Source organism: Pseudofrankia asymbiotica (genome assembly GCF_001983105.1).
Taxonomy (GTDB): domain Bacteria; phylum Actinomycetota; class Actinomycetes; order Frankiales; family Frankiaceae; genus Pseudofrankia; species Pseudofrankia asymbiotica.
On sequence record NZ_MOMC01000050.1, the window covers coordinates 21,333 to 36,306 of the forward strand.

The 14,974-nt window shown below is 75.4% G+C and carries 14 protein-coding genes; 10 read left to right on the forward strand and 4 right to left on the reverse strand.

Going from position 1 to position 14,974, the window contains the following annotated elements; genetic code table 11:
- Positions 1-19: 19 nt before the first annotated feature.
- The 8 genes from mbhE (at position 20) to BL253_RS24515 (ending at position 8,173) form a co-directional block, all read left to right on the forward strand.
- Positions 20-3,208 (forward strand): hydrogen gas-evolving membrane-bound hydrogenase subunit E, encoded by a 3,189-nt coding sequence (mbhE, locus tag BL253_RS24480; protein WP_076819479.1) that lies wholly within the window; start codon positions 20-22, stop codon positions 3,206-3,208.
- Complete coding sequence (locus BL253_RS24485; protein ID WP_241835081.1) at positions 3,205-3,867, forward strand: NADH-quinone oxidoreductase subunit K; 663 nt, start codon at positions 3,205-3,207, stop codon at positions 3,865-3,867. The genes mbhE and BL253_RS24485 overlap by 4 nt, the downstream gene beginning before the upstream one ends.
- On the forward strand, positions 3,864-5,483 hold the full coding sequence (locus tag BL253_RS24490) for a Na+/H+ antiporter subunit D (protein ID WP_076819481.1): 1,620 nt from the start codon (positions 3,864-3,866) through the stop codon (positions 5,481-5,483). The genes BL253_RS24485 and BL253_RS24490 overlap by 4 nt, the downstream gene beginning before the upstream one ends.
- Positions 5,480-6,115 (forward strand): Na+/H+ antiporter subunit E, encoded by a 636-nt coding sequence (locus BL253_RS24495; protein WP_076819482.1) that lies wholly within the window; start codon positions 5,480-5,482, stop codon positions 6,113-6,115. Before BL253_RS24490 ends, BL253_RS24495 begins: the two co-directional genes overlap by 4 nt.
- The gene (locus BL253_RS24500) at positions 6,115-6,411 is read left to right on the forward strand and encodes an MrpF/PhaF family protein (protein WP_076819484.1); all 297 of its coding nucleotides are present in this window, start codon (positions 6,115-6,117) and stop codon (positions 6,409-6,411) included. The genes BL253_RS24495 and BL253_RS24500 overlap by 1 nt, the downstream gene beginning before the upstream one ends.
- Positions 6,408-6,857 (forward strand): monovalent cation/H(+) antiporter subunit G, encoded by a 450-nt coding sequence (gene mnhG / locus BL253_RS24505; RefSeq protein WP_241835082.1) that lies wholly within the window; start codon positions 6,408-6,410, stop codon positions 6,855-6,857. Before BL253_RS24500 ends, mnhG begins: the two co-directional genes overlap by 4 nt.
- Positions 6,858-7,057: 200 nt before the next feature.
- Complete coding sequence (locus BL253_RS24510) at positions 7,058-7,204, forward strand: DUF1059 domain-containing protein (protein WP_007513791.1); 147 nt, start codon at positions 7,058-7,060, stop codon at positions 7,202-7,204.
- A 6-nt stretch (positions 7,205-7,210) separates the two neighbouring features.
- Complete coding sequence (locus tag BL253_RS24515; RefSeq protein WP_076819485.1) at positions 7,211-8,173, forward strand: alpha/beta hydrolase fold domain-containing protein; 963 nt, start codon at positions 7,211-7,213, stop codon at positions 8,171-8,173.
- A gap of 133 nt (positions 8,174-8,306) precedes the next feature.
- On the opposite strand, the gene BL253_RS24520 is transcribed toward BL253_RS24515, so the two are convergent.
- Both BL253_RS24520 and BL253_RS24525 read right to left on the reverse strand, forming a co-directional pair.
- The gene (locus tag BL253_RS24520; protein ID WP_076819487.1) at positions 8,307-10,538 is read right to left on the reverse strand and encodes a sensor histidine kinase; all 2,232 of its coding nucleotides are present in this window, start codon (positions 10,536-10,538) and stop codon (positions 8,307-8,309) included.
- Between the two features lie 7 nt (positions 10,539-10,545).
- Positions 10,546-11,202: a response regulator gene (locus BL253_RS24525; protein ID WP_076819489.1), complete on the reverse strand. Its 657-nt coding sequence runs from the start codon at positions 11,200-11,202 to the stop codon at positions 10,546-10,548.
- A gap of 151 nt (positions 11,203-11,353) precedes the next feature.
- On the opposite strand from BL253_RS24525, the gene BL253_RS24530 reads away from it, so the two are divergent.
- On the forward strand, positions 11,354-11,767 hold the full coding sequence (locus BL253_RS24530) for a hypothetical protein (protein WP_158230409.1): 414 nt from the start codon (positions 11,354-11,356) through the stop codon (positions 11,765-11,767).
- 10 nt (positions 11,768-11,777) lie between these two features.
- Complete coding sequence (locus BL253_RS24535) at positions 11,778-12,230, forward strand: hypothetical protein (RefSeq protein WP_076819492.1); 453 nt, start codon at positions 11,778-11,780, stop codon at positions 12,228-12,230.
- 348 nt (positions 12,231-12,578) lie between these two features.
- On the opposite strand, the gene BL253_RS24540 is transcribed toward BL253_RS24535, so the two are convergent.
- On the reverse strand, positions 12,579-13,868 hold the full coding sequence (locus BL253_RS24540) for an FAD-dependent oxidoreductase (protein ID WP_076819494.1): 1,290 nt from the start codon (positions 13,866-13,868) through the stop codon (positions 12,579-12,581).
- 253 nt (positions 13,869-14,121) lie between these two features.
- Entirely contained in the window at positions 14,122-14,775 is a 654-nt protein-coding gene (locus BL253_RS24545) for a PadR family transcriptional regulator (RefSeq protein WP_076819495.1), read from the reverse strand.
- Positions 14,776-14,974: the final 199 nt, after the last annotated feature.

Genomic DNA, 14,974 nt, shown 5'->3' on the forward strand with positions numbered 1-14,974 from the left:
AGCCGGCGAACGGCCGCCGATGCCAGCCGCCATCGCCGCGCACCTGGGGGTCGCGGTGCTACTGCCGATCGCCGCCCGCAGGCTCGGTGCCCGGGTGTACCTGCTCGCCGCCGCGGTGCCGGCCGCCGTCTTCTGCTGGCTGCTGGTCGCGCGGCTCGGCGACGTGACGTCCGGCGGGCGGCCGGAGACGGTCCTGCGCTGGGCGCCGCGGCTGCGCCTGGAGGTGGCCTTCCGGCTGGGCCCGCTGCCGTTGCTGATGGCGCTGCTCGTGACCGGCGTCGGCGCGCTCGTCCTGTGCTACGCCCGCTGGTACCACGCGCACGACGCCGGCGCGTTCGGCCGGTCGGCGAGCGCGCTGCTCGCCTTCGCCGGGTCGATGCTCGGCCTGGTGATCGCCGACGACCTGCTCACGCTGTACGTCTTCTGGGAGCTGACGACCGTCTTCTCGTTCGTCCTGATCGGCGGGGACGGGGTGGCGCCGGCGGCGCGGCGCGCGGCGGTGCAGGCACTGCTGGTCACCACGCTCGGCGGGCTGGCGATGCTGTTCGGGTTCGTGCTGCTCGGCGAGACGGCCGGGACGTACCGGATCTCGGGGATCCTCGCCCACCCGCCGCCGGCCGGCGGCCTCGCGGCCGCGGCGGCGGCGCTGATCCTGCTCGGGGCGGCGACGAAGTCGGCGCAGGCGCCGTTCCACCCGTGGCTGCCGGCCGCGATGGTCGCGCCGACGCCGGTCAGCGCCTACCTGCACGCGGCGGCGATGGTGAAGGCTGGTGTGTTCCTTGTCGCGACACTCACGCCCGCGTTCGCCGCCGCCGGTGGGTACGCGCACGTCTGGACGGTTCCGGCGGCGGTGCTCGGCGCCGTGACGATGCTGATCGGCGGCCTGCGGGCGCTGGCGGCGACCGACCTGAAACTGCTGCTCGCGTTCGGGACCGTCAGCCAGCTCGGGATGCTCACCGCGCTCGTCGGCCTCGGCGGGCGGACCGCCGCGCTCGCCGGCGTGACGCTGGTCCTCGCGCACGCCCTGTTCAAGGCGGCGCTGTTCATGGCCGTCGGGGTGGTCGACCACCGGTCCGGTGGGCGTGACCTGCGGACGCTGTCCGGCGTCGGCCGGCGGGCGCCGGTGCTGCTGACGGCGGCGGTGCTGGCGGGGGCGTCGATGGCGGCGCTGCCGCCGACGGTGGGCTTCCTCGGCAAGGAGGCGGCCCTCGAGGGGCTCTGGCACGGGCGGGGCGCCGGTCAGGCCATGCTGCTCGCGGTCATGGTCGTCGGGGCCTCGCTCACGATGGGCTACACGATCCGCTTCCTGTGGGGGGCGTTCGCGACCAAGCCGGACGTCGCGCCGAGCGACTGGCGGCCGGCGAGCCCGGCGTTCACCGGCCCCGTCGTCCTGCTCGCCGCCGCCGGCCTCGGCCTGGGCATCGCGGCGCCCGCCGTGGACGAGTTCGTCGCCGGCTACGCGGACACGCTGCCGTCGGGCGGCGTCCCCGCCTACCACCTGGCGCTGTGGCACGGGGTCGGCGCGGCCCTGCTGCTGACCGCCATCGCCGTCGCGGCCGGTGTCGCCATCGTCATCGCCGAGGCCCGGCTGGCGGCGGCCCGCGCCGGGCCGGCGGGGGCCGACCAGGGGCACCCGGAGCTGGCGAAGGCGCCCGCTCCGCCGGTCCCACCGGTCCCACCGGTGCCGCGGGCGGCAGCGGCGCCGGGCGCCTGGGCGCGGGTGAAGGGCCTGCTCGACGCCCAGCGGGGCTACGAGTGGACGGTCACGGGCGTGGGACGGCTCGCGCTCGCGGTCACGGCGCGCACGCAGGTCGGGTCGCTCCCGATGTACCTGACGACGATCATGGTGGTCGCCGTGGTCGTGCCCGGGGCGGCGCTGGTGGGCGGCCTCATGTGGCCGACGGGCCTCCCGCGCTGGGACTACCCCATCCAGCCGGCGCTGGCCGTGGTCGTGCTCGCCTGCGCCGCCACGGTGCTGCGCGCCCGCAGGCGGCTGACCACGGCCGTGCTCCTCGGTGGGGTCGGGTACGGGTGCGGCGCGCTGTTCCTCGTCGAGGGCGCGCCCGACCTGGCGCTCGCCCAGTTCCTCGTCGAGTCGCTGTCGCTGATCGCGTTCGTCTTCGTGCTGCGCCGGATGCCGGACCGGTTCTCCGCCATGGGCCGGACCGGGGTGCCGCGCTGGCCGCGGGTCCTGATCTCGGTGGCCGTCGGCCTGTTCGTCGGCGCGTTCGCGGTGACCGTCGCCGGCGTCCACCCCGAGTGGGGCCTCGCGAGCCGGGAGTACGTGGCCCGGTCGCCGTCCCAGACCGGGGCGGCGAACGTGGTCAACGCGATCATCGTCGACTTCCGCGCGCTCGACACGCTGGGCGAGATCACCGTCCTGGCGGTCGCCGCGCTCGGCGTCACCGGCCTGCTGCTGGCCCGCGCCCCGGGTACCCGGCCCGCGGGTCGGAATGCCCGGGAGGCCAGCGAGCCGGGCGGGCCGACGCCGGACGGCGGCATGCCGGACGGCGGCACGCCCGACGAGGGGGTGCCGAACGAGGCCTCGCCGAGCGAGTTCGGCGAGTTCGGCGAGTTCGGCGAGTTCGGCGAGTTCGGCGAGTTCGGCGAGTTCGGGCGGGCGTACCCGCCGGGCGGCGGCCGCACGTCGACCCGGTCGGTGCTCATGGAGGTGACGGCCCGGGCGGTGTTCCCAGTCGTGCTGGTCTTCTCGATCTACCTGTTGTTCGCCGGGCACTCGAGGACCGGTGGCGGCTTCGCCGGCGGGCTCGTCGCCGGCCTCGCCTTCGTGCTGCGCTACGTCTCCGGCGGCCGCGACCGGGTCGGCCCGGCGGTCCCCGTCCCACCATCCCTGGTGATCGGCACGGGCCTCGCGGTCGCCACCTGCGCGGCGCTCGCGCCGGTGCCCTTCGGCGGCGCCGTGCTGCGGGGCTACGTCGCCGAGGCACACCTGCCCGTCCTCGGGCACGTGGAGCTGGCGACGAGCCTGTTCTTCGACGTCGGCGTCTACCTGGTGGTCGTCGGCGTGGTCCTGGAGCTGCTGCGCACCCTGGGCATCGGGATCGAGAAGGAGAGCGGGCCGGCGCCCGGCCCGGCCTCCGGGGACCTGAGTGTCGGGTCGGGCACCGCGGCGCGCGCCCGTCCGGACCGCCCGCCGCCGCAGGCCCCTCCCGACGCCGCGGCGACGGGCCAGGGCGGCCCGAGGTGATCCCGACAGTCGCGGCCACGGCGGCCAGCCGGGCTGTCGCGGCGATCCCCGACCTGGTCGCCGCCCCGGCGCGGCTGGCCGCCGTGGCGGCGGGCTCGGCGCCGCCCGCGGTGACGGCGCCGCCGGGCCACACCGTGCTGAACCTGACGTCGGTGGTCGTCGTCTCCGGCCTCTACGCGGCCGGGACGTTCCTGCTGCTGCAGCGAGGGCTGCTGCGGGTGCTCGTCGGCATCGTGCTGCTCGGCCACGCGACCAACCTGTTCCTGCTGCTGGTCGGGGGGCGCAGCGGCCGTCCCGCGATGTCCGGCACGGTGCCGCCGGACAGGATGTCCGACCCGTTGCCGCAGGCCATGGCGCTGACCTCGATCGTCATCACCTTCGCGCTGACGACGTTCCTGCTGACGCTCGCCTACCGGGCCTGGACGATGCTCGGCAACACCGAGGTCCGCGACGATGTCGAGGACCACCGGATCACCGCGCTGGAGGAGCGCCTGGAGGCCCAGTTCGCCTACCACTTCCCGCACCTGTCCCTGCCGCGCCCGCACGCGCCGCGACATCGCCATCCCGACGCGGACACCGATGACGCGGACAGCGATGACCCGGACGGCCCCGGCCCGGACGGCCCCGGCCCGGACGGCCCCGGCGCGGTGCCGGGATGACCGCGCCGGAGGTGCTCGTCGTGCTGCCGGTGGTCGGGCCGCTGCTCGCCGCGGCCGGGACGCTGCTGCTGCGCTCCCACCTCCAGGCACAGCGGGTGCTGGCGCTCGCCGTCGTCGCGGCGGTCGCGGCGGACGCGGCCGTGCTGCTCGCCGCCGCCGACACCGGCGGCCCGACCGTCGCGCACCTGGGCGACTGGCCGGCGCAGATCGGGATCACCCTGGTCGCCGACCGGCTCGCGGCGCTGCTCCTGCTCACCTCGGCGGTGGTGACGCTCGCGGTGCTCGGCTACGCCGTCGGCCAGGGCATCGTCGACGAGCGGGCGGAAGGCAACAGCACCATCTTCAACGCCTGCTACCTGACGCTGGTCGCCGGCGTGGCGCTCGCCTACCTGACCGCCGACCTGTTCAACCTGTTCGTCGCCTTCGAGGTCATGCTGGTCTCGTCGTACGTGCTGATCACGCTGGGGACGACCGCGGAGCGCGTCCAGGCGGGCATGACGTACGTGATCGTCAGCCTGACGTCGTMGCTGCTGTTCCTGACCACGCTGGCGCTGGTGTACGCGTCGACGGGAACGGTCAGCTTCGTGGGGCTCGCGGCGGCGGTACCGGGACTGCCGGCGGCGCTGCGGGGGGCGCTCGGCCTGCTGGTGCTGGTCGTGTTCGGCATCAAGGCGGCCGTGGTGCCGCTGCACTTCTGGCTGCCGGACAGCTACCCGACCGCGCCGGCGCCGATCACCGCGGTCCTGGCCGCGCTGCTGACCAAGGTCGGTGTCTACGCGATCGTGCGCACCCACACCCTGGCCTTCCCGCACCGCGGGACCTGGCCGCTGCTGCTGGCCGCCGCCGTCGCGACGCTGCTGGTCGGCGCGCTCGGGGCGCTCGCCCAGGAGAACCTGAACCGGTCGCTGTCGTTCCTGCTGGTCAGCCACATCGGGTTCATGCTGTTCGGGCTGTCGCTGTTCACCGTGATCGGCCTGTCCGGCGTCATCCTCTACATGGTTCACCACATCGTGGTGCAGGCGACGCTGTTCCTGGCCAGCGGGCTGATCACCCGGTACGCGGGCACGTCGATGCCACGGCGTACCGGCGGCCTGGCCACCGCCGTGCCCGTGGTCGCGGCCCTGTTCGCGATCCCGGCGCTGAGCCTGTCCGGCGTGCCGCCGCTGTCCGGCTTCGTCGCCAAGCTCGCGCTCCTGCAGGCAGGCTCCCGGGCGGGCACCGCGTCCGGCCCCGGAACCGGCGCGTTCCGGACCGGGGTGTACGTCGCCGTCGCCGCGATGCTCGTCACCAGCCTGCTGACGCTCTACGTGATGGCGCGCGTCTGGGTGATCGCCTTCTGGCGACGCCCCCGGCCGGCGCACCCCGACCCGGAGCCCGACGACCACCTGGCCGTCGGCACCGAGACCGTCAGCCGCCCGATGATCGTCGCCACCGCCGGCCTGGTCGCCGTGGGCCTCGCGTTCCCGGTGCTCGCCGGGCCGCTGTCCGGCCTGACCACCCGCGCCGCCACCGACCTGCTCGCCCCGTCGGTCTACGAGCACGCCGTGCTGCGCGGCGAACCGGACAGGGACCCAGGCGGCCATGGAACCGCCAGCGGCGCGGGCGGCGGGCGATGAGCGCCCGCCGGCCCTCGGCCGCGCCAGCCGCGCCGCGCACGCGCCGCCCGTGGCGACGGCCGGGGGCCGCGGTCGCGGCGGCCGTCCGGCGGCCGGGGCAGGTCGCCTGGCTGTGGCTTGTCTGGATGTTGCTGTGGGGACGGCTGAGCGTGCTCGTCGCGCTCAGCGGGCTGCTCGTCGCCGTCGCCGTGCCGGCGGCGTTCCCGTCACCGGTGCCCGAGGCCGCGACCGGGGACCGGCGGATCCGGCCGGTCGCGGCCTGCTGGCTGGCCGCCCGGCTGCTGGCCGGGCTGCTGCCGGCGAGCATCACGGTCGCGGCGCAGCTGGTCCGGTACGGACCGGCGATGCCGTCGGCGATCGTCGCGGTCCCGCTGCGGACCCGTTCCGAGGTCGCCGCGACCGTGGCGGCGGGCGCGGTCTCCCTCGCCCCCGGCTCGGCGGTCATCCAGGTCGACCGTGAGAACGGCGTCTTCTACGTCCACGCCCTCGTCGCCCCGGGCCCCGACGCCGTCGAGACCGTCCGCGCCCGCGCCGACGCCGTGGCGCGCCGGGTGATCCTCGCCCTCGGCCACGACCTGGTCCCGCCGGGGCCGCATCCCGCCTGGAGCCCGCGCCCCACCGGGAGGCCGTGATGCAGGTCGTCTACACCATCACGCTGGGGATGGTCACCGCCGCGGGCCTGCTCACGCTGGTCCGGGTGGTGCGCGGCCCGACGGAGCTGGACCGCGTCGTCGCCCTCGACGTGCTGGTCGTGCTGATCCTCACCGCGGTCACGGTCGAGGTCGCGCGGCTCGACGAGGGCTTCAACCTGGCGCTGCTCGGCTCGGTGGCCCTCCTCGGGTTCCTCGGCGCGGCGACGGCCGCCCGCCTCGTCGAGCTGCGCGGCCTGCCGGGGCCAGGCCCGCGGCGGCCGGGGCCCGACCAGTGAGTGGCCTTGTCGCCGACGTCGCGACCAGCGTCCTGATGCTGGGCGGCGCGGCGTTCTGCGTGCTCGGCGCGTGGGGGCTGCTGCGCTTCCCGGACGTCCCGGCCCGGCTGCAGGCGGCGACCAAGCCGCAGACGATCGGCCTGCTCGCGATCCTCGCCGGCGCCGCGCTGCGGACCGACCCGCGGTACGCCTCCGGGCTCGTCCTCGTCGGCCTGTTCCAGCTGGTCACCGCCCCCGTCCTCGCCCAGCGGATCAGCCGCGCCGCCCACCGCACCGGCTACCTGCGTCGCGACCTGCTGCTGGCCGACGAGCTCGCGGACGGTCTCCCGAACACCGCGGACACCGACGAGACCGGCGACGTGCACCCGGCGGACCCCGCCGCGACAGATGCGGGCGAGGACGCCGCCGCCGACGCCGACGCCAGCGACGAGGAGCCGCCCCACTGACCGTCACGTGACGGGGCCGGCGATTCCGCGCGGACCGGATGAACGCGCCCGAACCCGGTCGCGGACCGGGCGCGTCCGGCCGCTCGCTGGCTAGGATTGCGGCGGCTGCCAAAGCTCCTAGAGGGCCAGAGGAGGTGCGAAAATGCTCCTCCTTCGCGCCTCCGGAGGCCCCGTCCCCAGAAGCACTCAAGGAGGCACCGGTGAAGACGACTCTTGACTGCCCCTGCGGCACGCGGATCCAGGGCGAGAACGAGGACGACCTCGTCGAGAAGGCCCAGGCCCATCTGGCCGAGAAGCACCCCCACCTCGAGTACGACCGCGACGCCATTCTTTTCATGGCCTTCTGACCGGGCGTGCCGAGCCTGCGGGCGCGGCTCGCCGAGTCGGTCGCGCTGCCCGTTCTGGGCGAGAACCGCCTCTGGACGGCCGAGGCCATCCGGGCGCGCATCGCCGCCCAGGCGGCGGCCCCGGCCGTCATCGACGCGCCGCGCTGGCTCGGCCGTCGCACCCGTCACACCGTCGCCGGCCGCGCCGGCTGGCCCGTCCACGAGCTCACCCCGAAGGGCCCACCGGCCCAGGCGGCGGGCGGTGGACCGGTCATCGGAGTCACCGTGCTCTACCTGCACGGTGGCGGCTACGTGAACGAGATGCTCCCCTGGCACTGGTACCTGCTCGCGCGGCTCGCCCAGGCCGTCCCGGCACGCTTCGTGATCCCGATGTACCCGGTGGCGCCGCGCGGCCTCGCCGCCGACGTCGTGCCCGCCGTCACCGACCTGCTGGCCGAGCTGGTGACCGAGGCTCGGGCCGACGAGGCGGGTGCGGCGGGCACCGCCCGGATCGTTCTGATGGGCGACTCCGCCGGCGGAGGCCTGGCGCTCGCCGCCGCGCAGGTGGCCCGCGACCGGGGCGCGCCCCAGCCGGACCGGATCGTGCTCATCTCACCCTGGCTTGACGTGACGATGACCGACCCCGACCAGCCGGCGCTCGCCGCGAAGGACCGGATACTCGGCATCTCGGGGCTCGCCGAGGCCGGCCGGTGCTGGGCCGGCGCCCTCGGCCCGGCCGACCCGCTCGCCAGCCCGCTGCGCGGCGACCTGACCGGCCTCGCGCCGCTCACCGTCCTGTGCGGCACCCATGACGTGCTGCTTCCCGACAGCCGCCGCCTCGCCGCCCGGGCGGCCGCCGCCGGCCTGGAGATCGACTACCACGAGGCCCCCGGCCTCCCGCACGGCTACCCCCTGTTCCCCATCCCGGAGGCCCGAGCCGCCCGCACGATCCTCACCGCGACCCTGCGCGGCCCGCCCCGCATCCGGTGACCACCGCTCGACCGAGTAGTAGCTGATGATCGTCCGGGTGGGCCGGCGTGTCGAGACAGCTGGAACTGGGCCGGAAAGCGCGGTCGCGGCCCCGGTTTCGGCTGCCTCGATGAGGATCAGATGCCGAGGGCGGTCACACCGGGGCGAGTGGAAGCTCGGCGTGGACCTCGCCACCCGCGGGGCCGGGGCCCGCGGTCACGCTGCCGCCGACCTGCTCGGCACGCTCCCGCATCGACTGGAGCCCGACACCGGGCCGCCAGTCGGCGGCGGCGCCCCGCCCGCCGTCGCGCACGGCCAGCACCAGCCGGTCCGCCCGCGCCTCGACCCTCAGCCAGACGTCCGCCGAGCCGGAGTGCCGCGCCGCGTTGGTCACGGCCTCGAGGACGATCCGGTACGCGGCCACCTCGACGGCCGCCGGCAGCGGCGGCAGCTCCCCCGGCGCCTCGACCGCGACGGCCAGCGCGCGGCCGTCCGCGGCGCGCAGCCGGTTGCAGCCCTGCCGGATGGCCGCGACAAGGCCCAGCTCGTCGAGCGCGGGCGGGCGCAGCCCGTAGACGATCCGGCGGATCTCGGTGATCGCCGCGGCGGTGTCGGACCGCAGGTCCGCGAGCACGGCCTGCGCCCGGTCGGGGTCGACGGGGACCAGGTTGCGCGCGGCGTCGGCGCTGTAGGCGACGCCGGTCATGATCGGGCCGAGGCCGTCGTGCAGGTCGCGGCGCAGCCGGCGGCGCTCCTCCTCCAGCGCCTCGACCAGCTGGCCGCGCGAGACCCGCAGCTGCTCGGCCAGGGCCGCGGCGCGCAGCGCCTGGGCGAGGGGTGGCGCCACCAGCCGCAGCACGCTGCGCGTCGCCGGCGGCAGCGCGTGGACGTGCGGCGGGAGGCAGACGACCAGCGCGCCGACCCGCTCGTCGCCGACGACGAGCGGCACGGTGGTCGTGGTCATCGCGTCCGGCGCGACGGCGCCTCCGGACCACTCGGCGTCCCGCGTCACGGGCACGGGTAAGGGTGAAGGTGAACGCAGGTGCGCGGCGCCTGGCGCGACGCCCGCCGTGGCGACCCGATCGCTCTCGCTCCACAGCTCCAGATAGGGCAGTGCCAGGCCGGCGCGCAGCGCCGGCAGCCAGGACGCCGGGTCACCGCCCGCGTCGAACCGCTCCCCCAGGCCCGCCAGGGCCTGCACAGGGTCGGCCCGGCCGCCGAACAGGACGCTGTCGACGAGGTCCTCGATCGCCCGCATCGCCGGTCGGAAAAGCACCGCGAGCACGACGCACAGCACGGTGACGCCGCTGCGCCCCGGCGGGTGGCCGGCGATCAGTTCGAGGGCGGCGTACGTGCCCGCGGTGGTCGCGAACGCGCACTCCAGCGTCACCGTCCACGCCGACGACTTCCTGAGCAGCCAGCGGATGTCCAGCAGGTCCGGATCGACGATCCCGATCGCGGCACAGACCGGGAGCGGGAGCGCCGCGAGCGCGGACGTGATCACGTAGAAGGCGCGCGGCAGGTCGACCGCGAACGCCTCACCGATGAACATCGCGTGCAGCACGAGCAGCGTCGTCTCCACGCAGCTCCATGACAGCCACTGCAGCGCCCTGCGCTGCTGGCTGCTCACCGTCATGAACCGCGCCCAGCCGCCGGCCAGCAGCAGTACGACGGCGGCGGCGCCGAGTGGGATGGTCGCGCGCTCGTCCACCCGCGCCAGGGCCGCGGCCAGGGCGGCGGCGGCGATCCCGAGCGCGGCGCACCCCCGCGGGACCCACCCCGGCAGGCGGCCGTCCGGGTGCAGCACCGCCGCGACCGGGGCGACGACGCCGACGGCGACGAGGTACACCACCTCGGATACTTCGTCCGCGCCGGGCAGGCCCCAGCCCGCCAGCGTCTGCGCCGCGGCGCTGGCCAGGATGAGGCCCGCGAGCGCGGCCATCGCCAGCCCACAGCGGTTGCGGGGATCCGGGCCGAACGCCAGGACCACCCAGGCCGTCGCCGCGCACGTCGTTCCGAAGATCAGCGCGCCCACCCCGCGCCATCCGACGCCCCCGGGGGCCCACAGGCCGAAGACGGCGAGCACGACGAGCACGGCCGCCGCCGCGACGGGGCCCTTCGGCAACGCCCGCCGCGCGCTCGGCCAGACCCACGCTCCTGTCGGGCCCTGGGCGCCGCCGGGAACGGTTCCGGCCGGTTCGGAACCCACCGCGCCGGCGGGGGGCCACGGCGCGGTGGGATTCCCGCCTGCGGACGGGACGTCGGCGGGCGGCGTCTCAGCGGGCGCGATGTCAGCGGACGCGATGTCAGCGGGCGCCAGGCCCGCCGCGCCGGAACGAGCCGGATCGGCACCGGCGGGCTCGGTGAGCGCCGGTTGGCCGGTCATGCTCGGGTCACCGACCGAGGCCGGCTTCCCGAGCCCGCACGATCGCCTCCGCGCGGGTCGCGAGCCGCAGCTTGGCGAAGATCGCCGAGACGTGGTTGACCACCGTCTTCGTGGCCACGCCGAGCTCGGCGGCGATCACGCCGTTGCTGCGCCCGGCGGCGATCAGGTCGAGGATCTGGCGCTCCCGCGCGGTGAGCTCGGGGAACGGGTCCGGCGCCGGGCCGCGCGGCTCGGCCGCCTGGTCGAGCAGCCGGCGCGCGATTCCCGGGCCGAGCACGACGTGCCCGGCGGCGACCGAACGGATCGCGTGCAGGATGTCGTCCTGGGCCGCGCCCTTGAGCAGGTAGCCGCGGGCGCCGGCGCGCATCGCGGCGAACACGGTCTCGTCGTCGTCGAACATCGTCAGCATCAGTACCGCGCACTCCGGGAGCGCGGCCGCGAGCCCACGGGTCGCCTCGACCCCGTCCATGTCCGGCATCCGCACGTCCATGACCACCACGTCCGGCCGGGTGAGCTGGGCCGCTCGGATCGCCTCCGCGCCCGTCGCCGCCTCGCCGGCCACCTCGATGCCGCCCACGGACGACAACAGGGCGGCGATCCCGCGGCGGACCACGGCATGGTCGTCGGCGAGCAGCACCCGCAGCGGCGCGGCGGAAGAGGTCATGCCTGATGATGGCGCCCGCGCGCTCCCGTTGTCCCTGGGAACCTTCCCACCCGTCTGGGAGCCTGCTCCCAGACCGGCCGGGCGGATTCCGGGACCGCTGGGAGCGGACCGGGCTGACACTCGTGCCCGGCCGATCGACCATGGACCGGTGTTGCCCGCCGAGACCTCGCCCCAGCCCATGGGCGCGACGCTGTCACGGCGCAACAGGGCCGGTCTGGGCTTCGCGGTCGTGCTCGGGGCCGCCGAGCTCGCCGGCCCCGCGCTGCCCATCCCGAGCTTCGCCAGAAGCGGCCCGGTGGCGGCGACCATCGCGTTCGGCACGCTGCTGGGTGCCATCACCATGGTGAGCGCCGTCGCGCTGCTGACCACCAGGTCGCGGACCGCGCTGCGGGTCGTCGCGGCGAGCAGGCTGTTCTCCCTGCTCAGCGCGATCCCGGCGTTCTTCCGCGATGTCGTCCCCCCGGGCCTGGTCGTGGTCGCCGCGCTGTGGGTCCTGCTGAACCTGCTCGCGGTCGAGCTGATGGTGGAGCCACGCCAGGCGTCCACCCGGCCTGGGCGCGGCTGACGGGCCGACGATGACACCCGGCGAACCGTCTCGAGGAGGCCAGGCACGGGCCGGCTCACGTCCCCACTTCGACGGAGCACGGCGCGCGGGCGCCGCGCTCACTCGGAGGACCAGGGCCGGGCTGGTCCTCGCCGCCGTACTCGGCGTCGGTGACCTGCTGGTTCTCGGCCTGCCGGGCTCGTCGGCCGACGGGACCAAGCCCCCGACGAGCGTGCTGGTCTTCGGCGCGCTGATGGGCGTGGTGACGCTCGCCTGTGTGGTCATCGCTCGGGCATCGCGGTCGCCGGCGACCGTACGGGTCGCCGCGGCCAGCCGGGCACTGTCGGCACTCGGCGCCCTTCCCGGGCTGTTCACGGCCGGCGTCCATCCGACACTGGTCGTGCTCGCCGCGGCCTGGGTTCTGCTGAACCTGTCAGTGGTCTGCCTGCTGATCGCGCCGCCGAGCCGATCGCGCGCCTCCTGAGCGACACCGGCCCCGAGCGCGTCGCGGCGGCCTCTCCCACAGCCCTGGCCTCTCCCACGACCCTGGCCTGGTCCGCGAGCGGGCCGGCGGTCGCCCGGAGCGCGGAGCCGGCGGCCGCTCCGATGTCATCCAGGCGACGCCGGCGGCGCGGAACCGGCGGCGGCGGACGTCCGTTGGGGACTGGTGCGGGCACATCCTCGACCCACTGCCCCTGGGTCGTCCGGGGTCCTCCCTCCCGGAGAGCGCGCTCGGCTCGCCGCCCGCGACTCCCCCACCGCGGCGGCGGGCCGAGCGCCCGCGGGGAGCCGGCGCCGCCGCCAGACCCCCGAGATGCGGCTGGTCAGGTGGTCAGGCCGATGAGGAGGCCACGGACACCAGCGGCGTCGTGCCCGCGGCGCCCGCCGAGGTGACCGGGGCGGACCAGTCGATGTGGTGACGCATCGGCCAGGCGAACGACTCGGGGTTCATGAGCCTCATGGCGATGGGCATCATCAGGTCGCGCAGCACCCTGCCGACCGGGCCGGCCGCCTTGTCGCTGTTGGTGCGCTGAGCCATCTTGATGATCCGTTCCACCCGGTCGCGGCGCATTGCCTCGTAGGTGGCGAACGCCTCCGGGTAGGGCAGGTCCCGCAGGCAGCGGGCCAGCTGCACGGCGCTCTCGATGGCCAGCGACGCGCCCTGGCCGGAGCTCGGGGACGTGGCGTGCGCGGCGTCGCCGACGAGGGCCACGCGGCCGCGATGCCAGGTCGGGACCGTCGGGATGTCCTCCATCCCGCCGACGGTGACGAGCTGCGCCGGATCGGTCCGGCTGATGAGGTCGACGGCGCGCAGCCGGTCGTCGGCGAACGTCTCCCGCAGGACCCGCAGCCACTCGTCGGCACCCACGGCACGCGCCTCGGACGCCGTCATCGACGTCGCCCGCGGCAGGTTCGCGAACCAGCCGCCGGAGCCGTCCGCCGCCAGGACATAGCCGAAGAAGGCGCGCCGGCCGAAGACGAAGTGCATCTCGCTGCCGGTCGGGTCGAGCCGGCTCGGGTCCACCGGCCCGGCCGGCACCTCGGCGCCAAAACCGAGCAGGCCGACGTAGCGCGGCGCCGGCGCCGCCGGGTCGATCAGCGAGCGGACCGCCGAACGGATCCCGTCCGCGCCGATGAGGATGTCCGCGCTGGCCCGGCTCCCGTCCGCGAACACCGCCGTCACGCCGCCGCCGGTGCCCGTCTCCGTGTCCGCGCTCGCGTCGTGCTGCTCGATGGCCACCAGTCGCTTGCCGTACTCGACTCGCGCGCCGTGCTGGCCCGCCGCGTCGTGCAGCGCCCGGTACAGCTCCGGGCGCCAGACCAGCAGCTGGTCTGGCAGGCCCGCCGGCGAGCCAAGCGAGGCGAGCCGGCGCCCCTTGCCGTTGCGCATCACCATCGCGGTGATCGGCGTGCTTACGGGTTCGACGATCCCGCCGAGGCCGGCGGCGGCGAGCGCGTCGACCCCGTTCGGAGCGATGCTCAACGTCCCGCCGACACCGTCCGCCCTGGTCTCGTACGCCTCGTACACCGTCGCCTCGATGCCGGCCTTTCCGAGGGCGACGGCCGCGACCGGCCCCGCGATCCCGCCGCCGATGATGATGGCACTCCGGATTCTGGACATGACGAATTCCGCCTTTCAGGGCGCGGACGTTTCTGGGGAGGTGTTGTTCTCGCCGCGTCGCCACCGGGGCGACAGCGGGACGGATGCCCGGAACGCCTGGAGGCGTGGACGGGCCAGCCCCCGCCCAGCGGGGGCTTCACAGGTTGGTCAGGAAGACCGGCGGACCAGCCGGTCACTCGCCGCGATCAGACATCCAGGGCTGAGCGGGCGGCGCGGTCCGCGAGCGAGCCGCGCCGGCGGCGCGAAGGCGGCGCTACCCGCGGCTGGGCGCGTCCGAGGCCGGCACGGGCGGCGCGGGCGTCCTGCCCGCGGCCAGGTCGTCGTGGAACCGGGCCCAGGCAGGGGCCCAGCTGGTTTCCGGGCCGGTGATGCGAGCGATGAGGCGTTCGACGAAGTCCGCCTCGGTGGCCGTCTGCGCGAGGCGGTACTCCTCCTCGATCACGAACAGCTCCAGCACGCCGGCGGCGAGCGCGTCGTCGACCATCTTCTGGATCTCGGCCCGCCGTTCGGCGAGACGGTCCAGCCGCGCGCGAAGCAGGCTCACCGCGTCGTCCGGGTGCAGCGCGCCGATCAGCGACAGGGCCGAGACGAAGCTGGGGTACTCGTGCTCGGGCTCCGCCACGAGCTCGCGCAGCCAGTCGCGCAGCTCGGCGCGGCCAGCGTCGGTGAGGCCGTAGACCGTGCGCTCAGGGCGCTGGCCCGCGCGCGTCGTCTCCACCTCGGCGATGAAGCCGGCCTTCGCGAGCTGCTGGACGACCATGTACAGCGAGCCGTGGTTGAACTTGATGCTGCGCGCGTCGCCGTTGTCCCGCAGCGTGCGGGAGAGCTCGTAGGGGTGCATCGGGGCCTGCGTCAGGTAGGCCAGGACGGCCAGCCCCAGCAGATTGCCGACCTTGCGCCGCGCCACCTGGTTCTCCTCCCGCCACGTCCGTCACCTCCATCCTGCCCTGCCGGTCAGCGCGCCCTCGACTGTTCGACTCCGACTATCCAGGACTGACTAGTCGAAGTCAACTATTAAGAAGCGCCGCCTCACGGAACCAGGCCAACGCGAGAGGAGCCGTGGCCGATGACGTGCTCCCGCGAAGCCGCGTCACTCACGCACGCCG